Source organism: Bradyrhizobium sp. BR13661 (assembly GCF_029892425.1).
Classification (GTDB): Bacteria; Pseudomonadota; Alphaproteobacteria; order Rhizobiales; family Xanthobacteraceae; genus Bradyrhizobium.
Map to the genome: position 1 here is coordinate 583,946 of NZ_JARXWB010000001.1, position 25,274 is coordinate 609,219.

Consider the following 25,274-nt stretch of genomic DNA (forward strand, 5'->3'; position numbering starts at 1 on the left):
TCAGCTTTCCGGAACGAGGAAGATCGCAGCGAGCGGCGGAATGGTGAGGCGGAGCTCGGGTGCCTTGCCCTCAACGGTCTGTACCTCGCCGATGTTCCCGACATTGGTGCCGCCATAATGGGCGGAGTCGGAGTTGAGTACCTCTTTCCACTTGCCCGCAAAGGGCACGGGGACGCGGTAGTTGCGGTAAACGTTGGGTGAGAAGTTGATGACGACCAGACACCGCGCCTGCTCGCCAAATCCCTTGCGCAGCCAGGCGAACACGTTGCGGTTGGCATCATTGGTGATCAGCCATTCGAAACCGGCCTGGTCGCAGTCCATCTGGTGCAGCGCGGGGACGGCACGATAGAGCCGGTTGAGGTCGCGGATCAGCGCCTGGATGCCGGAATGGGTCTTGTATTCGAGCAGGTGCCAGTCGAGCGACTGGTCGTGATTCCACTCGCGGCTCTGCGCGATCTCGCCGCCCATGAACAACAGCTTCTTGCCGGGATGGCCGAACATGAAGCTGTAATAGGCGCGCAAATTCGCAAAGCGCTGCCACTCGTCGCCGGGCATGCGGCCGAGGATCGAGCGTTTGCCGTGCACGACCTCGTCATGCGACAGCGGCAGGATGAAGTTTTCCGAAAAGGCGTAGTGCAGGCCGAACAGGATCTCGCCGTGATGGTGCTTGCGGTGGATGGGATCCTTGCTGATGTAGTTCAGCGTGTCGTGCATCCAGCCCATGTTCCACTTGTAGCCGAAGCCGAGCCCGCCGAATTCGACCGGGCGCGAGACCTGCGGCCATGCGGTGGATTCTTCGGCCGCCGTGGTCGCCTGCGGGAAGCGTGCGAACAGCTCGGTGTTGAAGCGGCGCAGGAAGTTGATCGCCTCGATGTTCTCGCGGCCGCCATACTGGTTCGGAATCCAGGCGCCGGGCGGGCGGCTGTAGTCGAGATAAAGCATGGACGCGACCGCATCGACGCGCAAGCCATCGATGGCGTAGCGTTCCAGCCAGAACAGCGCGTTCGACACCAGGAAGTTCGTCACTTCGGTGCGGCCGTAATTGTAGATCAGCGTGCCCCAATCGAGGTGGCGGCCCTGCAGCGGATTGGCGTGCTCATACAGTGCCGTGCCGTCAAAGCTGCCGAGCCCGTGCGGATCGTCAGGGAAATGGCCGGGCACCCAGTCGAGCAGCACGCCGATGCCTTCGCGATGACAGGCATCGATCAGCGCCGCAAAATCCTCCGGCGTGCCGAAGCGGCTGGTCGGTGCGTAGAGGCCGGTCGGCTGATAGCCCCAGGAGCCGTCGAACGGATGCTCGCTGACGGGCAGGAATTCGAGATGGGTAAAACCCATGTCGCGGGCATAGGCCGGCAGCTGCTCGGCGAGCTCGCGATAGGTCAGCCAATCATTGCCGTCCTTGCGCCGCCACGAGCCGAGATGCACCTCGTAGATCGACATCGGCGCCGACAGCGCGTTGATGCCGTCGGGCGCCGGGCGCGGGCGCGGCAGATGCGCCTCGTCGAACACGATGGAGGCCGTCTTCGGCCTGACTTCGCTGGCAAACGCCATCGGGTCGGATTTCAGCGGCAGCAGGTGGCCGTGTGGACCGATGATCTCGAACTTGTAGTGGTCGCCAGCCCTGGCATTCGGGATGAACAACTCCCAATAGCCGGCGCCGCGCACCCGCATGGGATGACGCCGCCCGTCCCATAAATTGAAATCGCCGACCACGGATACACGCCGCGCATTCGGCGCCAGCACGACGAAGCCGATGCCGTCGATGCCTTCGAGACGCATCGGATGCGCGCCGAGCTTGTCGTAGAGCCGCTGATGGGTGCCTTCGCCGAGCAGATAGAGATCGAAATCGGTCAGGATCGGCGGGAAGCGATAGGCGTCCTCGAACTCGACGAATGTGTCGCCGAATTTGGCGCGGAGCTGATAGCGCCTGGAGCCGTTCGGCAGGGCGCCGATGAACAGCCCTGATGCGTGGACGCGGTCGAGCTGGGCGACCTCGCCATGCTCACCGACGGCCTCGACATCGGAGGCATCGGGCAGGAAGGCGCGCACCACGCTCTTGTCGCCCTCGGGATGCAGCCCGAGATAGTGGAAGGGGTCGGAGTGGCGACCCTCGATGATGGCATAGGCTTCGGCAGGCAGTTTAGGCATGGGCTTCGCTCTCGGCACTGGACAGAATGCGAAGCAGGCCGGTCAGCGGCGCATGGAGCCCCTCCGGCCGGTGGGACAGCTCGTACTCTACCTCGTCGAACGCTTGATCAAGCAGGAAAAACCTTAACATGCTTTCTGCCGAATGCTTGTCTTTCGGCCAAAGCCGACGGTCGGTCATGGCCTCGCGATAGGCGGACAGGAAGCTCCCCGTAGCATGCTCACGCCACTCGCCGAGCGCGGCCGCAAGCCGGCCGTGCTCGTCGCTGCCGCCCGAGAGCGCCCGGCTAAGCGCGGCGTTAACCGAAAGATCAATCGAGCGGACCAGGCCGGCGACGTCGCGCGCGGCGGGCAGTTTGCGCCGCTTGTCGGCCAGTGGCAGCCGCGGATCGCCGTCGAAATCGATGATGAAGATGTCGTCCTTCACGATCAGAGTTTGCCCGAGGCGGAAGTCGCCATGATGACGGATGTTCAACCCGCCGATGTCGGATGGCAAGAGCGCATTGAGGTGGTTGGGCAGGGTCGCGCGCACTGCAGCTAGCCGGTCGATCAGCGGACGGTCGGCCTCGCGCAGGCCGTCCCTGATGTCAGCGAGGCGCTCGAACGCCCGCTCGGCGCGCGCCTTGAGGTCGGTCGTCCAGCGCTTGACGTGCGCGGGCCCGATCGTCTCAGGGGCAAGATCGGTGGATTTTGCGGCCGCGAGCGCCATGTGCAGCTCCGCGAGCCGCCGGCCGATCTGGGCCATGTAGTGCAGATAGAGCGCCTGCTCCTGGGTCCGCGGGTGCATCTCGCCCGGTGGGAGCACGCGCTGCTCATCGACATAGCGGTCGAGATAGCCTGTGGTGACGGCCCAGCCATCACCCTGGTTCTCGACATAGGCGTGCAAGACGCCGAGCGCGCTGCTGATGTTGCCCTCGACCAGCTCGACGCTGCCGAGCAGCGCCGGTGCGTGGGCAAAGCGTGCGACCTCGGTGAGATAATGGCCGATCTCGATCTCGGGACTGATGCCGCTTTGGAGCTGGCGATAGATCTTGGCGACATATTGGTTGTCGACCAGCGCGGTGCTGTTCGACTGCTCGACCGCACGGATCCGCGCGGGCTCCTTGACGGTGTAGTCGGCGAACAGGCTGGTCGGCTTGAACGCGAGCCGCAGGTTGTTCTCCTCTACCACAAGCTTCTGCGACAGGCCTCGCAGGAAAAGCCCGATGAAAATCTGGTCGGTGGCGACGTCGAGCAGTGTGCCTTCGCGTGCACCCTGGCGCACGGCCGCGAGCGCCTTCGGGTTGAAACGCTCACGGTCGAAGCGCACCCACTCGATCTGCATGGGCAGCACGTAGCGCGTCGTGACGTCGTCCCGCGTCGTCTCGAAGAACGCGATCCAGGGCCTGTTGTCGCCGATGTCGCTGAACGGCACCGCCGAGGTCAACGTGGCTTGAATATGCTTGGGATTGTGCTCGGGATACCAGCGTGTCCGCGACAGGAAGCCCGGCAGCACGTCGTGCTCGAACACGCCGCGCTCGCGCGCCAGTGACACCCAGTTCGAATTGACCGGCACCACCAGAGTCTCGAATTCCGGCACCGCGCGCGGTGTCACCGGCTCGGACTTGTCGCGCTCCTGGAGCTGGAACCAGTAGAAGCCGTAGGGCCCCAGCGTGATCATGTAGGGCAGTTCGCCGATCGCCGGGAAGCGCGTGCGGCCGAGCATCTCCTGCGGGATGCGGTCCTTCCACGGCGTGAGGTCGAGCTCGGTCGCCTGTGCTGCGCGCGAGAGGTTGGCGACGCAGAGGATCACCTCGTCGCGATATTGCCGGACATAGGCCAGCACGGCGCGGTTGGCCGGGCGGATGAAGGTCATGGTGCCGCGGCCGAAGGCCAGCGTCGACTTGCGAACCGAGATCAGCCGCTTGGTGGCGCTGAGCAGCGACGACAGGCTGCGCGACTGCGCCTCCACATTGACCGCATCGTAACCGTAGACGGGGTCCATGATCGGCGGCGCGTAGAGCCGGGCGGGATCGGCGCGGGAGAAGCCACCGTTGCGGTCCGGGCTCCACTGCATCGGCGTGCGCACGCCATTGCGGTCGCCGAGATAGATGTTGTCGCCCATCCCGATCTCGTCGCCGTAATAGATGATCGGCGTGCCGGGGAAGGACAGCAGCAGCGAGTTCATCAGCTCGATCTTGCGCCGGTCATTGTCCATCAGCGGCGCAAGCCGCCGGCGGATGCCGACATTGATGCGTGCGCGCGGATCGTTGGCGTAGGTGGTCCAGAGATAGTCGCGCTCGACGTCGGTGACCATCTCCAGCGTCAGCTCGTCATGGTTGCGCAGGAACAGCGCCCATTGGCAGCTCGCGGGGATATCAGGCGTCTGGCGCAGGATGTCGGTGATCGGGAAGCGGTCTTCCTGCGCGATCGCCATGTAGATGCGCGGCATCAGCGGGAAATGGTAAGCCATGTGGCATTCGTCGCCGCGGCCGAAATATTCCTGCACATCCTCCGGCCATTGATTGGCTTCGGCCAGCAGCAGCTTTCCCTTGGAATAGGCATCGAGCTCCTGGCGCAGGCGCTTGATGATCGCATGCGTCTCCGGGAGGTTCTCGTTCGAGGTGCCCTCGCGCTCGCAGAGATAGGGGATGGCGTCGAGCCGGAAGCCATCGACACCGGCATCCAGCCAGCGCTTCATCACCTGGATGATGGCGCTGACGACACGTGGATTGTCGAAATTGAGATCGGGCTGGTGCGAGAAGAAGCGATGCCAGTAGAACGCGCCGGCCTCGGGGTCCCAGGTCCAGTTCGACTTCTCGGTGTCGGTGAAGATGATCCGCGTGCCCTGGTATTTCTGGTCGGTGTCGCTCCAGACATACCAGTCGCGGGCGCTCGAGCCGGCCGGGCTGCGCCGCGCGCGCTTGAACCAATTGTGCTGGTCCGAGGTGTGGTTGACGACGAGCTCGGTGATGACGCGCAAGCCCCGCTTCTGCGCCTCCTGGATGAAGCGCTTGAAATCCTTCATCGTCCCGAAATCGGGATTGACCGCGCCGTAGTCGGCGATGTCGTAGCCGTCGTCGCGGCCCGGCGAGGGGTAGAACGGCAGCAGCCACAGCGCGGTGACACCGAGATCCTGCAGATAAGGCAGCTTCTCGGTCAGCCCCGCGAAATCCCCGATGCCGTCATTGTTGCTGTCGGCAAAGGCCTTGACGTGGAGCTGGTAGATGATGGCGTCCTTGTACCAGAGCTCATCCACGACCTCGGCAGCCTCGGCCTTCTTGGTATCGACGGAAGACAAAACATTCATGGCGTGATCCTTACGCCAGGCAGCGGAACAGCAGCGCCGGATCACGGTCGGGATCGATACGCAACTTGATCCCGCCCCATTCGATGCGGGACTGTTCGCCGGTCATGAGATTTTCGATTGTCGTGACGTGGCGGCGCTCGCCGTCGACGTCGATGGTGAGGTCGCTGAGCGGCAACCAGAACTCGCGCACATGGCGCGAGAGGGCGATGATCGCGACAACGAGGTTGGCCGGTTCAGCGGCTTCCTTGACGAAGGCTATGGTCTCGCCGTCGTCGATGGCGAGGAAGCGCAAATTGTTGGTCTGCTGGAGCGCCGAATTGTCGTTGCGGATGCGATTGAGCGCAGTGATGTAAGGTTTGATGTTGCCCGGCTTGTCCCAGTCGCGCTGCCGGATCCGGTATTTCTCGGAATCCTGATACTCTTCGTGGCCGGGGATGGCCTCGTGCTCGAGTAGCTCGAACCCGCTGTAGAGGCCGTAATTGCCCGACAGCGCTGCAGCCAGCGCGAGGCGCGACTTGAACATCCAGGGCTCGCCGCTCTGGAGATGGTAGGGCAGCAGGTCCGGCGTGTTGACGAAGAAATTCGCCCGATAGAAGTCCTGCTCGGGATAGCGCGTCAGCTCGCCCAGATATTGCTCCAGCTCCCACTTCCCTGTGCGCCAGGGGAAATAGCTGAAGGATTGCGTGAAGCCGAGCTTGGCGAGGCCCTTCATCGGCTTCGGCCGCGCAAACGTCTTGGAGAACAGGATCACCTCGGGATGCCGCTGGCGAATCTCGTGGATCAGCCACTCCCAGAACGGCAACGGCGCGGTGTCATGATTGTCGATCGCGAAGATGGTGACGCCGTGGTCGATCCAGAACAGCATGGCGTCGCGAAACGCATTCCACAGCCCCACGCGGTCGACCGAGGCGAAATCGGGGTTGACGATATCCGAATAGGGGCCATCCGCTGTCCGCACCGAACGGTCCGGCCGCCATTTGAACCATTCCGGATGCTGCGTGAGCCAGGGATGATCCGGCGAGCATTGCACGGCGAAATCGAGCGCGAGTTCGAGACCATATTCCAGGCAAGTCGCGACCAGAGCGCGGAAATCCTCGATGGTGCCGAGCTCGGGATGCAGGGCATCGTGCCCGCCCTCGGCCGAGCCGATCGCATAGGGCGAGCCGGGCTCCCCCTCATTGGCCACAGGCGCATTGTTGCGGCCCTTGCGGCGCGTCTTGCCGATCGGGTGGACCGGCGTGAAATACAGCACGTCAAAACCCATCGCGGCGATATCGGGCACGCGCGCGATGCAATCGCGTAGCGTGCCGTGCTGGCCGGCGATCTGGCTCTGGCTGCGCGGCATCATCTGATACCACGCACCGAAGCGCGCCTTGTCGCGGTCGATGACAAGCGGGAAGTTCGGCGAACGGGTCAGGTCAGGCCGCGCCTGGCTCTCGGCCATGGCCTCGCCGAGATCGGTTGCCAGCAGCGAGGTGACGTCGCCGTTCTGAAGATAGTCCTCGCATTGCCTGACGATGATGGCCGCGGCGTCCTGTCCCGCACCATGCGCCTTGGTCAGCAAGCCTGCGCCCTCGATCGCATCGAGCGTGACGTCGCCGCCGGCAAGCTGCTTGCGCTCGAACCCGTGACGCCAGGTGGCGAATTCGTCGGTCCAGGCTTCGATGGCATAGACATATTGGCCCGGCTCGGTCGGCGTGAACGCGCCCGACCAGCGGTCATCGCCATGGTGGGTCATGGGTTCGCGCCGCCATTCGCGGTCCTGCTCGCCGCGCCAGACCAGCGCGGCGCTGATGGTCGCATCGCCGTCGCGATAGATGTCGGCCCACACCTCGACCCGATCGCCCGCGATCCGCTTCACGGCGAAGCGGCCGCCATCGATCGAGGGATAGACGTCTTCGATCAGGAAAGCGCTGCCGGCAGCGGCACTCTCGACAGTTTGAATTGTCTTGTTCACGGTGATGCCATTGACAAGAAAGCAGGGGCCCGTTTCCCTTGGCGGGAACCTACGCTTGGTACCTATATAGAAAGCCGCTTGTGTGTCATTAGTTCCGCCCCGGAACGGCAGGCGCCGTTCGCGAGTTAAACCTGACTAACGTCTTCCGCTGCCTCGTTAAAATCGATGACCCCGGCCTGATAATGGCCTGCAAGCTGCGTGCCGAATGGATCTTTTAGCTCAAGCCCAAATCAAGGGCATTCAGTCCGAATTCACAGATGCCCTCGGCAAACTGCGGGTCACCTCGCCCGAGGCGCTCAAATCCATCCTCGACGCCCTGCCGGAGAAGCCGGTCTATCGCTTCGTCAGCGGGCCGGTCGTGGTTCGCGCTCTTGGCAATCCGCGCACGGAGCTTGCGGCCATCGGCACTGCGCCGCTGCAATGGAAAATCACCGGCAACGGCCAAATCAGCGAACCCAATGTGATCGGGCAAGGCGAGACGCGCGAGCCTGTCATTGCCTGGCCCGCCGGCCTGCCGCTCGGCTATCACCGGCTGACGCTGACCGACGCTGAAGGCGCGACGGAAGAAGTGCCGATGATCGTGGCACCCGAGCGCGCTTTTGGCGGTGATTTCGACCGCGGCTGGCTGCTGGCCGTACAGCTCTACAGCGTCCGCTCCGACCGCAATTGGGGCATCGGCGATTTCACAGACTTGGCTGGCCTCGTCCGGCTCGCCAAGCAACTCGGCGCCGATGGCGTCGGGCTCAATCCGCTGCATGTGCTGTTCGACAATCATCCGGCCGATTGCAGCCCGTATTCGCCGAACAGCCGGCTGTTTCTCAACCCACTCTATATCGACGTCGAGGCGATCCCGGAATTTTCCGCCGACCTCATCCCTGACGCGGCCGCGACTGCTGCGCGGCTGCGCGAAGGCGATCGCGTTCCCTATGCCGATATGGCGGCGCTAAAGTGGCTGGGCCTTCGCGCCGCCTTTGACAGTTTTGTGAAGACCGCGACCGGTGTCCGCCGCAACCAGTTCGATGCCTTCCGCGCCGACCGAGGGCCGCTGTTGTCGCGCTTTGCCTGCTTCGAGGTGCTGCGCCATCGCTTCGTGTCGCCGTGGTGGGAATGGCCGCTGGAATGGCAGCAGCCGGATGATTCGAAATGCTCCGCGCTGCGCAACGGTCCTGACAAGCACGAGGTCGAGTTCGTCGAATTCGTGCAATGGACGGCGGACAGCCAGCTGCACGCGGCCAAGGAGCTCTCCGCCGAGCTCGGCATGCGCGTCGGGCTCTATCTCGACGTCGCTGTCGGCGTGCAGTCCAATGGTTTTGATGCCTGGAACGAGCAGGCGGCGATCTCGCGCCATCTCGCAGTCGGCGCGCCGCCCGACGTGCTCAACACCGTCGGGCAGGATTGGGGCCTCGCCGGCTTCAACGCAGGTGGCCTGGAGGCGCAATCCTTCGTGCCGTTCGCCGACATGGTGGCCGCCTCTATGCGGCACGCCGGCGCCATCAGGCTCGATCACGTGCTGGGGCTGAAGCGGCTTTATCTCGTGCCGCGCGGCTTCAAGCCCGACAACGGCGCCTATGTGCAGATGCCGCTTGAGGCGCTGCTCGCCGCGGTCGTGCGCGAGAGCGTCACCCATAAATGCATCGTGATCGGCGAAGACCTTGGCACCGTGCCGGAGGGTTTTCGCGAGACCATGCAGGATTTCGGCATCTGGTCCTATCTCGTCATGATGTTCGAGCGCGACGATGCCGGCCATTTCCGCAACATCGACCATTACCGGCCGAACGCGCTGGTGACGTTGAACACGCACGATCTCTGCACCTATGCGGGCTGGCGCTCCTTCAGCGATCTCAGGATGAAGCTGTCGCTCGGGCTCGACCCCGGCGAGAACGAGCAGGCGCGCTGGGATGCGCTCGGCGCGCTCGACCAGATCCTGCGCCAGAACGGCATCAACGCCAACGATCTCTATTCGGTGCTCACCTTCCTGTCGCGCACGCCGTCGCGGCTGCTTGCGGTATCGATGGAAGATCTGCTCGGCGTGATCGACCAGCCGAACATTCCCGGCACGATCGACGAGCATCCGAACTGGCGCCAACGCCTGCCTGTCACGCTCGACAGGATCATCGAAAAGGTCGATCTCGCGGCTTTGAAAGCCGCGACGCGGGAACGTTCGCTGGTCAGCGGGAGTTAATCAGCCGGGGGTATTCCAAGGCTCGCACGGCATTGTCAGAGAAGATCGAGGACTATGCGTTGATCGGCGACTGCGAGACCGCAGCGCTGGTCGGGCGCAACGGCTCGATCGACTGGCTGTGCTGGCCGGCCTTCGATTCCGACGCCTGCTTTGCTGCTCTTCTTGGCACGAACAAGAACGGCCGCTGGCTGGTCGCGCCGAGCGAGGACGTTACCGGCATCTCACGCCGCTATCTCGGCGACACCCTCATTCTCGAAACGCGTTTTGAGACCGCGAACGGAATCGTCGCGCTGATCGACTTCATGCCGCCGCGCGGCAAAGCCTCCGACATCGTGCGACTGGTGCGCGGCATCGGCGGCACGGTGAGGATGCGGATGGAACTCGTCATTCGCTTCGGCTTCGGCGTCGACATTCCCTGGGTGCGACGGATCGACCATTCGCTGCTGGCGGTCGCCGGCCAGGACATGACGGTGCTGCGCACGCCGATCGAAACGCGCGGCGAGGATCTGACCACGATTGCCGAGTTCGAGGTGAAGGCCGGCGAGACCGTGCCGTTCGTGCTCACCTACGGCCCTTCGCATCTCGATCCGCCCGAGCCGATCGACCCTGATATCGCGCTGCAGGAGACCGAAAAATTCTGGAGCGAGTGGAGCGACCGCTGCGATCGCGAGGGCGACTACCACGATCTCGTCATGCGCTCGCTGATCACGCTGAAGGCGCTGACCTTCGGCCCCACTGGCGGCATCGTTGCCGCGCCGACCACGTCCTTGCCGGAAAAGCTCGGCGGTACCAGGAATTGGGACTACCGCTTCTGCTGGCTGCGCGATGCCACCTTTACGCTGCTGGCGCTGATGAACTCGGGCTACACCGAGGAGGCCTCCGCCTGGCACAATTGGCTCTTGCGCGCGGCTGCGGGCTCGCCCGCCAACATGCAGATCATGTACGGCATCTGGGGCCAGCGGCGGCTGCTGGAATGGGAGGCAGGGTGGCTCGACGGCTATGAGGGTGCGCGGCCCGTGCGCGTCGGCAATGCCGCGCATGCGCAGCTTCAGCTCGACGTCTATGGCGAACTGATCGACGCCTTCCACCAGTCACGCATGGCCAGGCTCAAGCTCGACGATGAGGCGACCTGGGCGCTGGAATGCGCCGTGCTCCAGCATCTCGCCGAGGTCTGGGACCAGCCCGATCATGGCATCTGGGAGCGGCGTGGCGAGCCCAGGCACTACGTCTTCTCCAAGGTGATGACCTGGGTCGCCTTCGACCGCGCCATCAAGAGCGCCGAGACGTTTGGCTTCAAGGCGCCGCTATTGCACTGGCGCGCCTTGCGCGAAGCCATTCATCGCGATGTCTGCAACAGGGGCTTCGACGCCGAGGAGGGGGCCTTCGTCGAATCCTATGGCTCGAAAATGTGCGATGCCAGCCTCTTGCTGTTGCCGGCGGTCGGCTTCCTGCCGGCCGACGACCCGCGCATCCGCGGCACTATCGCAGCGGTCGAAAGACACATGATGCGCGACGGCTTTGTGCTCCGACGCGATCCGCGCGAGGCGTCCGAGGAGATCCAGCCGATCGAGGGCGCGTTCCTGGCCTGCACGCTGTGGCTTGCCGACGCCCACGTCCTGGCAGGCGATCTCGACCGGGCGCAGGTGTTGTTCGATCGCATCGCCGCGCTCGCGAACGATGTCGGGCTGCTGGCCGAGGAATATGATTCCATCGCGCGCCGGCAGACCGGCAACTTCCCGCAGGCGCTGACCCACATTGCGCTGATCAACACCGCGCATAATCTCTCGGCGGCGAGGCACGCCAGCGACAAGCCGGCGATGCAGCGGTCGAAGTGAGGGAGTGGCGTGTCCCAGATTTCGGCCTGCAGCACCGCTCTCTCCGTTCCCTCCCCCCTTGTGGGGGAGGGGCAGGGAGGGGGGTGCCACACGGGGACTCTCTCCGTCGCGCACCCAGCCTTGGTGCATCATCGACAACACCTTTTCCTGGGCTACCCCTCTCCCTAACCCTCCCCCACAAGGGGGGAGGGAACAGACCGTTGTTGCGGAGGCAGCGGGGGCCGAACCTCACCCCACCCCGTTCCGCTTCAGGATCATCTCCATCGCCTCGGCAAACCCGTCCTGCTCGTTGGTCGCGGTGACGTTGGTGGCCTGGTCCTTGACGCTGTCGGTGGCGTTGCCCATGGCGATCGAGGTGCCGCTGACGCGGAACATCGCGAGGTCGTTCTGCATGTCGCCGATGGTAGCGACCGCATCCAGGGAAACGTCGAGGCGCTTGGCCATCGCCTGCACGAAAGTGCCCTTGTCGAAGCCGGGCGGAGTGATGTCGAGATAATAGGTCTGCGAGCGGACCGCGGTGGCCTCGTTGCCGAGGGCCTGCTGCATGGCCTTCTCGCAGGCCTCGAGACCCGCCGCATCGGCGCTGGCGCCGACGATCTTGCAGGCGCCGGCGAGATACGGCGTAAAGTCCGTCACCATGGTGGGATCGGAGCGGATCGTGTGCTGCTCATGCGCGACGTATTTGCCGCTTGCGTTGTCGATCAGCCATTTGTCGGTGGTGAAGAGCCAGATGTCGGCGCCGAACTCGCGGAGGATCTGCAGGCTGCGCTCGACCGCGCTTTTCGGGATCAGATGCTGCTCGACCGGATTCATCTCGGGATCGACGATCGAGGAGCCGTTGAACGGGCCGACCGGCAGCCACAGCGCCAACGGCTCGGTCAGGAAGCGCATGCCGATCGCCGGGCGGCTGGAGGTGATGGTGAAGCCGATGCCGGCCTGGTGCAGACGCTGCACCGCCGACCGCGCGCGGTCGGTCAGCGTCTTGTCCTTGGTGAGCAGGGTGCCGTCGACGTCGGAGACCACGAGTGAGATTTTCGTCATGGCAGTGCCCCAGGGTTATCCGGCCTCAGCGTTTTCCGCCGTCAATTTTCAGCTGCCGCATGATGCCATCAACGATCGCCTCGACCGATTCGTCGATCGACGCCGTGATGACGTGCTCGCTCGCATCCGGCGGCTCCAGCGTGTTGAACTGGCTGGTCAGCAGCCCCGGCGGCATGAAATGGCCCTTGCGGTGGGCGAGCCTGTCGGCGATCAGCTCCTGCGTGCCCTTCAGGAACACGAAGCGCACGTCGTCACGCCCGCGCAGCAGCACCTCGCGATAGGTGTGCTTGAGCGCCGAGCAGGCGATGATGATTTGCTCGCCGCGCCCGCAGACCCGCGCGATCTCGTCGGCGATGGCGTTGAGCCAGGGCCAGCGGTCCTCGTCGGTGAGGGGGTGGCCGGCCCGCATCTTCTCGACATTGCTCGCGGGATGAAAGCTGTCGCCGTCCTCGAATCGCCAGCCGAGCCGCTTGCCGAGCAATTCCGCCACCGTGCTCTTGCCCGAGCCCGACACGCCCATCACGATCAACGCACAAGGTGCTTTAACGCCCGCCACGAATTCCCTCCGGAAGCGCGGCCTGGTCGACCAGCCAGACGGTCTCACCATTCGAGCGCGCGCGTGTGGCCGGCAGAGTCTCGCCATTGAGCATGCGCGTCAAGATCGGCTGCTTGTCGTGCCCTGATATCTCGAACAGCATTTCGCAGCAGGAGGCCAGCACGGGTAGCGTCAGCGAGATCCGCGGCACGAAAGGCGCGACATTGGCCTTCGGGACGCCAACGACCCAGCGCGCGGTCTCCTCGATCGCGGGATAGCCGGGAAACAGCGAGGCGGTGTGGCCATCGGGGCCTGCGCCCATCAGGACGAGATCGAACAGCGGCCGGAACGGATCGAGCTGCTCCGAGCCGTAGAAGGCTTGCAGCTCGCGCGCATAGGCCTCGGCGCCGGCGTCGGGATTGTCTGTGGTGGTCGGGATCGGATGGATATGGCCTGATGGCGCATTGCGATCGAGAAAGGTCGCGCGGGCGACCGCCATGTTGTTGAGGGGATCGCTTTCCGCCACGAAGCGCTCGTCGCCGATGAACCAGTGCATGCGCTCCCACGGGATCTTTTCGCGATACGCGTCGCTGCCGAGCAACTGATAGAGCTTCTTCGGGCTCGAGCCGCCGGTGAGGCAGATCGCGATGCGGCCGGGATTGGCTGACATCCGCGCCATCACCCGCTCGGCTGCGGCTTGCGCCAGCGCCTCGGTGTCGGCAACGACGATCAGGTTCGGCTCGCCTGCTACCGCCATCACGAGAACTTCCGCCAGCTTCGGCCATCGCGCCGCAGCAGCTCATCGGCGCAGGCCGGGCCGTCGCTTCCGGCTTCATAGGTCTCGATGCCGTTGTTGCCCGCGGTCTTCCAGGCATCCAGGAACGGCTGCACCGCTTGCCATCCGGCTTCGACGCCGTCGGCGCGCTGGAACAGGATGTTGTCGCCGATCATGCAGTCATAGATCAGCGTCTCATAGCCGGTAGAGGGATCGGCGCGGAAGTAGTCGCCATATCTGAACTTCATCTCGACGCCGTCGATGGTGATACTCGGTCCCGGGATCTTGGCGTTGAACTGAAGCTCGATGGTCTCGGTCGGCGCGATGCCGATGGTGAGGAAGTTTTGCGAGAGCCGGTCGACTGTCGTGCCTGAGAACATCGACAGCGGCGCCTGCTTGAACTTGATCGCAACTTCCGTGCGCTTGTGGCCCAGCGCCTTGCCGGTGCGCAAATAGAAGGGAACGCCGGCCCAGCGCCAATTGTCGATCATCAGCTTGAGCGCGACGAAGGTCTCGGTGGTGCTGCCGGGGTTGACGTCCTCGGTCTTGCGATAGTCGGTAATCTCCTCGTCGCCGATGCGGCCGGCGAGATATTGCGCGCGCACCGAGTTTCTCAGCGCCTCCTCGTGGTTCGGCTGCTGGATCGAGGTGAGCACCTCGGCCTTCTCCGAGCGCACCGAATGGGCGTCGAAGCGCGCCGGCGGCTCCATCGCCACCAGCGACATCAGCTGGAACAGATGGTTCGGCACCATATCGCGCAGTGCACCGGTGGCATCGTAGAAGCCGCCGCGATGGCCGACGCCGAGCTTCTCCTCCACCGTGATCTGGATGTGGTCGATATGGTTGCGATTCCAGATCGGCTCGAACATGCCGTTGGCAAAACGCAGCACCAGGATGTTCTGCACCGTCTCCTTGCCGAGATAATGGTCGATCCGGTAGATCTGGTGCTCGTCCATGATCTTCAAGAGTTCGGCGTTTAGCGCGCGGGCGGTCACGAGATCGGTGCCGAACGGCTTTTCGATCACCAGCCGGCGCCAGGCACCGTTCTCCTTCATCATGCCGGTGCGGCCGAGCTCGCGCGCGGTCGGTGCGAATGCGGCGGGCGGCGTCGCCAGATAGAACAGGCGGTTGCCGCCGGTGTCCTGCGCGCATTCCAGCGAATCCAGATGTTCGCGCAGGCGGTCGAACGAGGGCGGGTCCTTGGGATCAGCCTCGACGAAAGTCACGCATTCCAGCAGCTTCCAGGCAATGTCGTCATCGATGGGACGGGTCGCGTATTGCCGCAGGCCCTTCAACAGGCTGTCGCGCAGCTCGTCATCGGACTGGCCCTTTCGGGCCACGCCGACGACGCAGAATTTTTGCGGCAGCAGATGCTCGGCGGCCAGATTGTAGAGCGATGGCATCACCAGGCGATGGGTGAGATCGCCGGTCACGCCAAAGATGACGAAGGCGCAATTTTCCGGCTTGCGCTTTTCTTGCGGGTCTTCTGTCACGAACTGTCGGCCTTCGCTTGCTTGTTGCTCTTACTTCGGTTTCGAAGCGTCCGGCTGCTTCGGCTCCTTGTGGCCGCCGAACCCAGCGCGCATCGCGGAGAGAATTTTTTCGGCGAAGGTGTGTTCCCGACGGGAACGGAAACGGGTGTAGAGCGCCGCGGTCAGGACTTCAGCCGGCACGGCCTCGTCGATCGCGGCATTCACGGTCCAGCGGCCTTCGCCTGAATCCTCCACGAAGCCGGAATATTCGGCGAGCTGCGGGCTGTCGGCGAGCGCGGTCGAGGTCAGGTCGAGCAGCCAGGACGGGATCACGCTGCCGCGGCGCCACACTTCGGCGATGTCGGCAAGGTCGAAATCGTAGCGATGATCGGCGGGCAGCGCGTCGATGTTGGCGTTCTTGAGAATATCAAAACCTTCGGCATAGGCCTGCATCAGGCCGTATTCGATGCCGTTGTGGATCATCTTGACGAAATGACCGGCGCCGACAGGGCCGGCATGGATGTAGCCCTGCTCGATGCGGGGATCGCGTCCGTCGCGTCCCTCCGTGCGCGGAATGTCGCCGGCGCCGGGCGCGAGTGCCGCGAAGATCGGATCGAGCCGGTCGACGACCTGCTTCTCGCCGCCGATCATCATGCAATAACCGCGGTCGAGACCCCAGACGCCGCCCGAGGTGCCGACATCGACATAGTGGATGCCGCGCGCCTTCAGCGTCTTGCCGCGGCGAACGTCGTCCTGCCAGAAGGTGTTGCCGCCGTCGATGATGACGTCTCCGTCCTGCATCACGCCCGCGATCGTCTCGATGGTCGCTTCCGTGATGCGCCCCGCAGGCAGCATCACCCAGGCCGTGCGCGGCCGCTCCAGTTTCGAGATGAACTCTTCCAGCGTCGTCGAACCGACCGCGCCGTCCGCGGCGAGGCCGGCGACGGCCTTGGCATCCTTGTCATAGACCACGGTCGAGTGGCCGTGGCGCATCAGCCGGCGAACGATGTTGCCGCCCATCCGGCCGAGGCCGATCATGCCGAGTTGCATTGAGATATTCCCTTAATTCAGTGCGTCGTTAAGCGCCGCATTGAGCGCCGCAAGTCCTTTCTTGAGCGGACCCTTCAGGTGCACCCGTAGCGCGCGCCGGCCGCGCTCGGTCAGCACGTCGAAATCGCCTCTAGCCTGCGCCGCCTTGATCACGCCAAAGCTTGCCTTCTGGCCCGGCACCGGAAGGTCCTTGGCGTCATCGGCGGTGATCTGGAGGAACACGCCGCTGTCGGGCCCGCCCTTGTAGGCCTGACCCGTGGAGTGCAGGAAGCGCGGGCCGAATTCGGCGGCGGTTGCCAGATGTCGCTTCTCGAGCACGGCGGTCCGCATCTCCTGCAGCGCCTCGATCGTCGCCTTGTCGCGCGCGATGTAGCCGAGCAGGGCGAAATAATCGCCGCGCCGCGAGCGCGTAATATGGGCCCTGAGCCAGGAAGCGAGGTCGCCATTGGCGCCCATCGTGCGCAACGCAGCGGCGTTGTGGTCGTCGGTGTAGAGATCGAATTCCTTCGTGCTGACGACGGGCTCTTCCGCCGGCAGCGCTCCGGTCTTTTCAAACGCCGACGTCAACTCGCGGGTCTTGATCTTGGCCGCTTCGACGTCGGGCTGGTCGAACGGGTTGATGCCGAGGATGCTGCCCGCCACGGCGGTCGCCATCTCGAAGCGGAAGAACTCCTGGCCGAGATGGTCGATCGACTTCATCACGATGCGCACGACGGGATGACCGGCCGCCTCGATCGCGGCAAGCTTCGCGTCATGGCCAGCATCTGCTTCGCCTTCGGTCCTGATATCGATGAAGAACCGGTCGGTGCCGTAGACCGAGGGATCGCCCAGCGGTTCACCGGCGATCGGAATCAGGCCCTTGCCTTCCTTGCCGGTCGATTCCGCGATCAGCTGCTCGGCCCAGGCGCCGAAATCGGCGATCTTCTTCGACGACAGGATCGTCACCTTGTCGCGGCCTTCGAGGCCGGCAAGGCCCATGGCGAGACCGAGCTGAACGCCCGGATTCTCGCTCGGCGGCACGTCCGGGCCGCAGGAGCGCGCCATGGACAGCGCATGCTTGAGGAAGGTCTTGACGTCGATGCCGGCTGTGGCCGCCGGCACCAGGCCGAAGGGCGACAGCACCGAATAGCGTCCGCCGATCGAGGGCTCGCCATGGAAGATGCGGGCGTAGTTCAGCTTCTTTGCCGCCTTCTCCAGCGACGATCCAGGGTCGGTCACCGCGATGAAGCGGAAGCCGGTCTTGGCCCTCGGGCCAAGCGCCTGCGCGACGCGTTCGTGGAAATAGTCCTTCATCGCGTTCGGCTCGGTGGTGCCGCCGGACTTGCTGGAGACAATGAACACGGTGTTGGCGATGTCGATCCTGGCCTCCATCGCCCGCACCTGGGCCGGATCGGTGGAGTCAAGCACATGCAGCTTCGGGAAGCCTGCCTTTCGGGCAAAGGTCTCGGCCAGCACCTCCGGCCCCAAGCTCGATCCGCCCATGCCGAGCACGACGGCGTCGGAGAATTTCTGCCCCTTCACGCGGCTCGCATAGTCCTCATAGTCGGCGACGTCGGCCTTCGCGGCGCTGTCGAGCCAGCCGAGCCATTTGTCCTCGTCGGTCCCGGTCCAGACCGACTTGTCGCGCTGCCACAGCCTGCGGGTTTTTGCGGACGCGCGCCATTCCTCGGTGCTCTTGGCCACGGCCTTGCCGAGGCCGTCGCCCAGCGAGAGCTGCTGGCGGTCGATCGCGGGGCCGAGCACGGTGGCACGCTTGTGGGCGACCGCGCCGTAGAGCTTGTCGGCGGCATCGGCGAACTGTTTGACGCCGTCCTTGACCAGCTCCTCGGTGATGGCATCGAGCGAGACGCCGGAGCGCTCAAGCTCCTCGAGCACGCGGTAGGCGTCCTCGACATTTTCTTCCAGGCTGTCGCGCGGCTTGCCATGGTCGCGGAACGCGTCGAGCGTTGCCGGCGGCACGGTGTTGATGGTGTCGGGGCCGATCAGCTCCTCGACATAGAGCACGTCACTGTAGTCCTTGTTCTTGGTGCCGGTCGAAGCCCACAGCATGCGCTGCGGCTTGGCACCCCTGGCGGCGAGCTTGTCCCAGCGCGGACCCGAGAACAGGCGCTTGTAGTCCTGGTAGGCGACCTTGGCGTTGGCAATCGCGACCTTGCCCTTCAGTGCGGCGAGACGCTCCTTCTCGCTGGGGTCGTTGGCGCGGGCGATCTTCTCGTCCAGCTGCTTGTCGACCACGGAATCGATACGGCTGACGAAGAAGCTCGCCACGCTTGCGACATGCGAGGGATCGCCGCCACCCGCGACGTATTTTTCCAGACCCGCGATGTAGGCCTCGGCGACCTCCAGATAGACTGCTTTGGAGAACAGCAGCGTGACGTTGATACTGATGCCGTCGCCGATCAGCGTCTCGATCGCCGGCAGACCTTCCGGCGTCGCCGGCACCTTCACCATCAGGTTCTTGCGATTGACCGCCTTCCAGAGGTGACGCGCCTCGGCGACCGTGCCTGACGTGTCCATGGCGAGATAGGGCGAGACCTCGAGGCTGACATAGCCGTCATGGCCTTTGAGCTTGTCATAGACCGGGCGCAGCACGTCGGCGGCGGCCTGGATGTCCTCGACCGCGACCGTCTCGAACAAATCGGCCACGGTCCGGTCGCCGCGCTTCAGCGCCTTGCCGATCGGGGCGTCGTACTCGTCCGAGCTGCCGATCGCCTTCTCGAAAATCGAGGGATTGGAGGTGACGCCCTTGACGCCGTCGGTGTCGATCAGCCGCTTCAAATCGCCCTTGGCGATGAAGCCGCGGGCCAGGAAGTCCAGCCAGACGGCTTGTCCGTGCTTTTCCAGTTCTTTGACGGGATTCATGGTGCTTTTTATCTCCAAGCCTGCGGGCGGAGGGGGTTTCCGCGCCGGTCCTGACGCGCTATCCTGTAGCTTACATGCTCCCGGGAGGGAACCAATCAAGGGTATTAGCGTCATAGTCCCAGTGTAACTCCGTTGCGATCATGACGATCCAGGCGGCAGCTGTGGTCTTGCGTAATAAAAATTGGCCGAGACGTTTCGGCCAGATGTTGTTGCGTGAGGTCGATCTGTCGCGTCACGGAGTGTCATCAGGGGGGAATTGTCCGCCTGATCGTCATGGGGGCTCGGTCGCGAATGGCCATGCTGGGGGAAAGCATGCAGACTTGTCCTGATGGTTTTGTCGTCGCCGATGACAGGCAATCGATTCCGCCGGCGGCCCGCATCGATTCATCTCATGATCTCGAAATCGGCCAATGCGTCACGCGCCTGCGGCCGCTGGTCGTGGCGGGCTTCGCGTTGACGTTGTTCAGTGCAAGCCTTGCTTTCGACTGGTGGGGCGACTTCGCTGGCTATGACACGACGATAGGCTATCTCGGTGTCGTTCTGTTCGGCCCGCTCACCGCCTGGTTGGTCTGGATGCTGCCGGCTGAGCGCGGGCCGGTCGTGATCCTCAACCATTACGGCATCCGCGACTTGCGGATCGGCAATGAATTTCTGCTGTGGGACTCGATTGCGGATGTTTCGGCTGAGGACTGCCGCGGTCACAAGGTGATTGTGCTGACCCCGACGCTGGCGTTGCAGCGACAGCTTTCTTGCATCCGAGCCGCCACGCGCAACGCGCAGGATGAACGGATTGTTATCCGTCCAGAGGGGTTGGCGACCGATTTTGACACCCTGCTGCGTGCTTGCCGCGATTGCTACGCCGCAGCCAACCCGGCCGCTGCCAGCAACCAAGCCATCGCATTGCAGCAGGAAGATGAACAGCACGCCCAAGGCGTTGCCCTGCAAGCGTCATAAGTTTGCCGCTCGCAGATCGTCATGTTGCAGTGCCGGGAGGTAATCGGCCCCGGTATTGCCCGGATGTGGCGAGCCAGTGACAATTTCTGGAAATACGCCAAGATGGACCAAGATTCGCACAAATTACAGGCAAGTGCCTGTTCGTAATTCACGGAGTGCCTAGCTTGTGCGTTGCGTCGTGTCGGCAGGCGGGTGTCCAATGAAGGTCATGTGCTCACGCTGATTCGAGAAGCGGCCTGAGGAACGGTCCGGTAACGCTTTCGTTTCAGCATGTAGCGGAACTCACGCGGAGAGGGATCATGTACAACGATTCTCTATTCAACGCTTTCGCTCGGTCGTTCGAGGCGAGAAGCCAGCACGACATGTCGATGGCGGAATATCTGGAATCGTGTCGAAGCGATCCCATGAAATACGCGAATGCGGCCGAGCGGTTACTAGCGGCGATCGGTGAGCCCCAGACGATTGACACGGCCAAGGACCCACGCCTTGGCCGTATTTTTTTGAACCGCACTATCAGGACCTATCCAGCCTTCGCCGGCTTCTACGGCATGGAAGAAACCATCGAGCGCATCGTTGGCTTCTTCAGGCATGCGGCGCAGGGCTTGGAAGAACGCAAGCAGATCCTCTATCTGCTCGGCCCGGTCGGCGGCGGCAAATCTTCGCTCGCCGAGCGGCTCAAGTCGCTGATGGAAGTGCATCCGATCTACGTGCTCAAGGCCGGCGATGAACTTTCGCCGGTGTTCGAGAGCCCGCTCAGCCTGTTCGATCCCGATCAACTGGGGCCGATGCTCGAAGAGAAATACGGCATTCCGCGCCGGCGTCTCACCGGTTTGATGAGCCCGTGGTGCTACAAGCGGCTCGAAGCCTTCGGCGGCGACATCTCCCAGTTCAGGGTCGCAAAAATCCAGCCGTCGCGGCTGCGCCAGATCGCGATCGCCAAGACCGAGCCCGGTGACGAGAACAACCAGGACATCTCCTCGCTGGTCGGCAAGGTCGATATCCGCAAGCTCGAGACCTACGCGCAGAACGACCCTGATGCCTACAGCTATTCGGGCGGCCTCAACCGCGCCAACCAGGGCGTGCTCGAATTCGTCGAAATGTTCAAGGCGCCGATCAAGATGCTGCACCCGTTGCTGACCGCAACGCAGGAAGGCAACTACATCGGCACCGAGAATATCGGCGCGATCCCGTTCACCGGCGTCATCCTCGCGCACTCCAACGAAGCGGAGTGGGCGAGCTTCAAGTCCAACAAGAACAACGAAGCCTTCATCGACCGCATCTGCGTCATCAAGGTGCCCTACTGCCTGCGGGCCACCGAGGAGCAGAAGATCTACGAGAAGCTGATCCAGGGCTCGGAGCTCGCGGCCGCGCCGTGCGCACCGTCGACGCTGGAGACGCTGGCGCGATTCTCGGTCCTGTCGCGCCTTCGCAAGCATGAGAACTCGACGCTGTTCGGCAAGATGCGGGTCTATGACGGCGAGAGCCTGAAGGAATCCGATCCGAAGGCGCGCAGCGTCCAGGAATATCGCGATGCCGCCGGCGTCGACGAAGGCATGGACGGCGTCTCCACCCGCTTCGCCTTCAAGATCCTGGCTGCGACTTTCAACCACGATCCGCAGGAGGTCGCCGCCGACGCCGTGCATCTGATGTATGCTCTCGAACAGTCGATCCGCCGCGAGCAGCTGCCCGAGGAAGTCGAGAAGCGGTACATCGAGTTCATCAAGGCGGATCTCGCGCCGCGCTATGCCGAGTTCATCGGCAACGAGATCCAGAAGGCCTATCTGGAATCCTACTCGGATTACGGCCAGAACCTGTTCGACCGCTATGTCGACTACGCCGATGCCTGGATCGAGGATCAGGACTTCAAGGATCCTGACACCGGCCAGTTGCTCGATCGCGAACTGTTGAACCAGGAATTGACGAAAATCGAGAAGCCGGCGGGCATTGCCAACCCCAAGGACTTCCGCAACGAGGTCGTCAAATTCTCGTTACGTTCGAGGGCGCAGAACGGCGGCAAGAATCCGACCTGGACCTCCTACGAGAAGATTCGCGATGTGATCGAAAAGCGGATATTCTCTCAGGTCGAGGACCTGCTTCCGGTCATCTCGTTCGGTTCGAAGAAGGACGGCGAGACGGAGAAGAAGCACGGCGAGTTCGTCGCACGCATGGTGGAGCGCGGCTACACCGAGCGTCAGGTTCGCCGACTGGTCGAATGGTACATGCGCGTGAAGCAAGCCGGTTGAGGCGGATGAGAAAGTGGCCATTCATATTATTGACAGGCGCCTGAATCCAGGCGGCAAGAGTCTTGAGAACCGCCAGCGGTTCTTGCGTCGGGCCAAATCCCTGGTGCAGGGCGCCGTCAAGAAGACCTCGCAGGAACGCGACATCAAGGACGTCCTGGAGGGTGGTGAGGTCACGATCCCGCTGGACGGCATGCACGAGCCGCGGTTCCGCCGTGAAGGCGGAACGCGCGACATGGTGCTGCCCGGCAACAAGAAGTTCATCGAGGGCGACTATCTGCAGCGCTCCGGCCAGGGCAGCGCCAAGGATTCCGGTCCCGGCGAAGGGGACGGCGAAGACGCCTTCCGCTTCGTGCTCAGCCGCGACGAGTTCGTCGACCTGTTCCTCGACGATCTCGAGCTGCCCGATCTCGCCAAGCGCAAGGTCGCGCAGACCGAAAGCGAAGGCATCCAGCGCGCCGGCTACACCACGTCGGGTTCGCCCGCCAATATCTCCGTCAGCCGCACCGTGAAGCTGGCGCTCGCTCGCCGCATCGCGCTCAAGCGCCCCCGCAAGGACGAGGTCGAGGAGCTGGAAGCCGCGATCGAGGCCTGCACCGATGAGGACGAGCGCGCCGAGCTCATGGCCCAGCTCGAAAAGCTGAAGGCGAAGACCAAGCGCATTCCCTTCATCGATCCGCTCGACATCCGCTATCGCCGCTACGAGAAGGTGCCGCGGCCGGTCGCGCAGGCCGTGATGTTCTGCCTGATGGACGTCTCCGGCTCGATGTCCGAGCACATGAAGGATCTCGCCAAGCGCTTCTACATGCTGCTCTACGTGTTCCTGAAGCGGCGCTACAAGCATGTCGAGATCGTCTTCATCCGCCACACGGATCGGGCGGAGGAGGTCGACGAGCAGACCTTCTTCTACGGCCCGGCCTCCGGCGGCACGCTGGTCTCCAGCGCGCTGCAGGCGATGCACGAGATCGTGCGAGAACGCTTCAATCCGTCGGATTGGAACATCTACGCCGCGCAGGCGTCGGACGGTGACAACTCCTATTCCGACGGCGAGCTCACCGGCATGCTGCTGACCGAGAAAATCCTGCCGGTCTGCCAGTTCTTTGCCTATCTCGAGGTCGGCGAGTCGGGCGGCAGCGCCTTCGATCTCTCCGATTCCTCGCTCTGGACCCTCTATGAGCGCCTGCGAAACAGCGGCGCACCGCTCTCGATGCGCAAGGTCAGCGAGCGCAGCGAGATCTTCCCGGTGTTCCACGATCTGTTCCAGCGCCGCGAAACTTCCCAGGAGAAAGCCGCTCCATGACGGAACGCTTGTTCGAAGGCGCCGATTGGGATTTCCACACCTTGCAGCGCATCACCGATGCCTGCGAGGAGGTGGCGTTGAAGGATCTCGGGCTCGACGTCTACCCGAACCAGATCGAGGTCATCACCGCCGAGCAGATGCTGGATGCCTATTCGTCCGTCGGCATGCCGCTGTTCTACAAACACTGGTCGTTCGGCAAGCATTTTGCGTATCACGAGGCCTCGTATCGCAAGGGTCTGATGGGCCTTGCCTATGAGATCGTGATCAACTCCTCGCCCTGCATCTCCTACCTGATGGAGGAGAACACGGCGACGATGCAGACGCTGGTGATCGCGCACGCCGCCTTCGGCCACAACCACTTCTTCAAGAACAACTACCTGTTCAAGCAGTGGACCGACGCGGAAGGCATTCTCGACTATCTGGATTTTGCCAAGAACTACGTCATGCAGTGCGAGGAGCGCTACGGCCGTACCGAGGTCGAGCGCACGCTCGACGCCGCGCACGCGCTGATGTCGCACGGCATCGACCGCTATCCCGGCAAGAAGCAGCTGGATCTGCGCGAGGAGGAGAAGCGGGCAGGGCGCCGCCGCCAGCACGAGGAGGAGGTCTTCAACGATCTCTGGCGTACCGTGCCCAAGGGCGCCTCGAAGGCCCGTACCGCGATCTCGCTCGAACGGCGCCGCAAGCTGCTTGGCCTGCCGCAGGAAAACCTGCTCTACTTCCTGGAGAAGAGTGCGCCGCGGCTCGCGCCCTGGCAGCGCGAGCTGCTGCGGATCGTCCGCCACATCGCGCAATATTTCTATCCGCAGAGCCAGACCAAGGTGATGAACGAGGGGACGGCGACCTACGTCCACTATCGCATCATGACCAAGCTGCACCAGCAGGGCCGTATCAGCGACGGCAATTTCCTCGAGTTTTTGGGGTCGCACACCAATGTGGTGTTCCAGCCCGAATTCGACGATCCGCGCTTCTCGGGCTTCAACCCTTACGCGCTCGGCTTCGCAATGATGCAGGACATCGAGCGCATTGTCACCAATCCGCAAGATGAAGACCGCGAGTGGTTCCCCGACATCGCCGGCAAGGGCGACGTGATGGGCGTGCTGCGCGACGTCTGGGCCAACTACCGCGACGAGAGCTTCATTGGCCAGTTCCTCAGCCCGAAACTGATGCGGCACCTCCGCATGTTCCATCTGCACGACGATCCCGAGGAGCGCGCCGGCATCCGCGTCGACGCCATCCACGACGAGCGCGGCTTCCGCCGCGTCCGCCGCGAGCTGGCACGGCAGCACGATGTCGGCTACATCGACGCCAATATCGAGGTGGTCGACGTCGATCTCGCCGGCGACCGCCGGCTGATCCTGCATCATCGCGTCATCAAGGGCTCGCAGCTCAACGAGACCGATGCCAAGCGCGTGCTGCAGCATCTGGCCGACCTCTGGACCTACGACGTCGCACTGATCGAGGTCGATGCCAACGACAAGGTGCTGCGCGAATACGTCGTCAGCCCGCGTCCGATCGCGGCCGCGGTGGCATAGAGTCGCCGGCTACCTAGCAACATGGCGAGATGCGCATTGATGTGCCCTCGCCCCTTGCGGGAGAGGGCCGCGATGCTGGCAGACGCAAGCTCGCTTGGGTGA

Annotated in this window: 15 protein-coding genes; 6 read left to right on the plus strand and 9 right to left on the minus strand. The window is 63.6% G+C overall.

Annotated features, from left to right (window positions below; translation table 11 throughout):
• The 3 genes from glgB to M2427_RS02735 are packed head-to-tail and all read right to left on the minus strand — an operon-like array spanning position 1 to position 7,391.
• Complete coding sequence (glgB, locus tag M2427_RS02725; protein ID WP_280704573.1) at positions 1 to 2,148, minus strand: 1,4-alpha-glucan branching protein GlgB; 2,148 nt, start codon at positions 2,146 to 2,148, stop codon at positions 1 to 3.
• Positions 2,141 to 5,434, minus strand: coding sequence for a maltose alpha-D-glucosyltransferase (treS, locus tag M2427_RS02730; protein ID WP_280704574.1), 3,294 nt, complete (start codon positions 5,432 to 5,434; stop codon positions 2,141 to 2,143). The genes glgB and treS overlap by 8 nt, the downstream gene beginning before the upstream one ends.
• 10 nt (positions 5,435 to 5,444) lie before the next feature.
• Entirely contained in the window at positions 5,445 to 7,391 is a 1,947-nt protein-coding gene (locus M2427_RS02735; protein WP_280704575.1) for a maltotransferase domain-containing protein, read from the minus strand.
• A 205-nt stretch (positions 7,392 to 7,596) separates the two neighbouring features.
• Between M2427_RS02735 and malQ the strand changes: the two genes are divergently transcribed.
• Together malQ and M2427_RS02745 are read left to right on the plus strand one after the other, a co-directional pair.
• A complete protein-coding gene (malQ, locus tag M2427_RS02740) occupies positions 7,597 to 9,573 on the plus strand; it encodes a 4-alpha-glucanotransferase (RefSeq protein ID WP_280704577.1) in 1,977 nt (658 codons plus the stop codon).
• Positions 9,574 to 9,605: 32 nt separating this feature from the next.
• Complete coding sequence (locus M2427_RS02745) at positions 9,606 to 11,408, plus strand: glycoside hydrolase family 15 protein (RefSeq protein ID WP_280704578.1); 1,803 nt, start codon at positions 9,606 to 9,608, stop codon at positions 11,406 to 11,408.
• Positions 11,409 to 11,636: 228 nt separating this feature from the next.
• On the opposite strand, the gene M2427_RS02750 is transcribed toward M2427_RS02745, so the two are convergent.
• The 6 genes from M2427_RS02750 to M2427_RS02775 are packed head-to-tail and all read right to left on the minus strand — an operon-like array spanning position 11,637 to position 19,143.
• Positions 11,637 to 12,449 (minus strand): HAD family hydrolase, encoded by an 813-nt coding sequence (locus M2427_RS02750; protein ID WP_280704579.1) that lies wholly within the window; start codon positions 12,447 to 12,449, stop codon positions 11,637 to 11,639.
• A gap of 25 nt (positions 12,450 to 12,474) precedes the next feature.
• Positions 12,475 to 13,005 (minus strand): gluconokinase, encoded by a 531-nt coding sequence (locus M2427_RS02755; protein ID WP_280704580.1) that lies wholly within the window; start codon positions 13,003 to 13,005, stop codon positions 12,475 to 12,477.
• Positions 12,992 to 13,741 (minus strand): 6-phosphogluconolactonase, encoded by a 750-nt coding sequence (pgl, locus tag M2427_RS02760; protein WP_280704703.1) that lies wholly within the window; start codon positions 13,739 to 13,741, stop codon positions 12,992 to 12,994. The genes M2427_RS02755 and pgl overlap by 14 nt, the downstream gene beginning before the upstream one ends.
• Positions 13,741 to 15,252: a glucose-6-phosphate dehydrogenase gene (zwf, locus tag M2427_RS02765; protein ID WP_280704581.1), complete on the minus strand. Its 1,512-nt coding sequence runs from the start codon at positions 15,250 to 15,252 to the stop codon at positions 13,741 to 13,743. The genes pgl and zwf overlap by 1 nt, the downstream gene beginning before the upstream one ends.
• Positions 15,253 to 15,282: 30 nt before the next feature.
• Positions 15,283 to 16,281, minus strand: coding sequence for a phosphogluconate dehydrogenase (NAD(+)-dependent, decarboxylating) (gene gnd, locus M2427_RS02770; RefSeq protein ID WP_280704582.1), 999 nt, complete (start codon positions 16,279 to 16,281; stop codon positions 15,283 to 15,285).
• 12 nt (positions 16,282 to 16,293) lie between these two features.
• Positions 16,294 to 19,143, minus strand: coding sequence for a bifunctional transaldolase/phosoglucose isomerase (locus tag M2427_RS02775; RefSeq protein ID WP_280704583.1), 2,850 nt, complete (start codon positions 19,141 to 19,143; stop codon positions 16,294 to 16,296).
• 291 nt (positions 19,144 to 19,434) lie between these two features.
• On the opposite strand from M2427_RS02775, the gene M2427_RS02780 reads away from it, so the two are divergent.
• The 4 genes from M2427_RS02780 (at position 19,435) to M2427_RS02795 (ending at position 25,172) form a co-directional block, all read left to right on the plus strand.
• Entirely contained in the window at positions 19,435 to 20,097 is a 663-nt protein-coding gene (locus M2427_RS02780; protein WP_280704584.1) for an STM3941 family protein, read from the plus strand.
• 299 nt (positions 20,098 to 20,396) lie between these two features.
• Positions 20,397 to 22,340 (plus strand): PrkA family serine protein kinase, encoded by a 1,944-nt coding sequence (locus tag M2427_RS02785; RefSeq protein ID WP_280704585.1) that lies wholly within the window; start codon positions 20,397 to 20,399, stop codon positions 22,338 to 22,340.
• Positions 22,341 to 22,359: 19 nt separating this feature from the next.
• Positions 22,360 to 23,637, plus strand: a complete 1,278-nt coding sequence (locus M2427_RS02790) for a YeaH/YhbH family protein (RefSeq protein WP_280704704.1) — start codon at positions 22,360 to 22,362, stop codon at positions 23,635 to 23,637.
• Positions 23,634 to 25,172, plus strand: a complete 1,539-nt coding sequence (locus M2427_RS02795) for a SpoVR family protein (protein WP_280704586.1) — start codon at positions 23,634 to 23,636, stop codon at positions 25,170 to 25,172. Before M2427_RS02790 ends, M2427_RS02795 begins: the two co-directional genes overlap by 4 nt.
• The last annotated feature ends 102 nt before the right edge of the window (positions 25,173 to 25,274 follow it).

Bases quoted from the DNA above. Each gene is read 5' to 3' on its own strand.
- treS (WP_280704574.1), bottom strand. From the start codon at position 5,434: ATGAATGTTTTGTCTTCCGTCGATACCAAGAAGGCCGAGGCTGCCGAG.
- M2427_RS02785 (WP_280704585.1), top strand. From the start codon at position 20,397: ATGTACAACGATTCTCTATTCAACGCTTTCGCTCGGTCGTTCGAGGCG.
- pgl (WP_280704703.1), bottom strand. From the start codon at position 13,741: ATGGCGGTAGCAGGCGAGCCGAACCTGATCGTCGTTGCCGACACCGAG.
- M2427_RS02780 (WP_280704584.1), top strand. From the start codon at position 19,435: ATGGCCATGCTGGGGGAAAGCATGCAGACTTGTCCTGATGGTTTTGTC.
- M2427_RS02795 (WP_280704586.1), top strand. From the start codon at position 23,634: ATGACGGAACGCTTGTTCGAAGGCGCCGATTGGGATTTCCACACCTTG.
- M2427_RS02750 (WP_280704579.1), bottom strand. From the start codon at position 12,449: ATGACGAAAATCTCACTCGTGGTCTCCGACGTCGACGGCACCCTGCTC.
- glgB (WP_280704573.1), bottom strand. From the start codon at position 2,148: ATGCCTAAACTGCCTGCCGAAGCCTATGCCATCATCGAGGGTCGCCAC.
- malQ (WP_280704577.1), top strand. From the start codon at position 7,597: ATGGATCTTTTAGCTCAAGCCCAAATCAAGGGCATTCAGTCCGAATTC.
- gnd (WP_280704582.1), bottom strand. From the start codon at position 16,281: ATGCAACTCGGCATGATCGGCCTCGGCCGGATGGGCGGCAACATCGTT.
- M2427_RS02775 (WP_280704583.1), bottom strand. From the start codon at position 19,143: ATGAATCCCGTCAAAGAACTGGAAAAGCACGGACAAGCCGTCTGGCTG.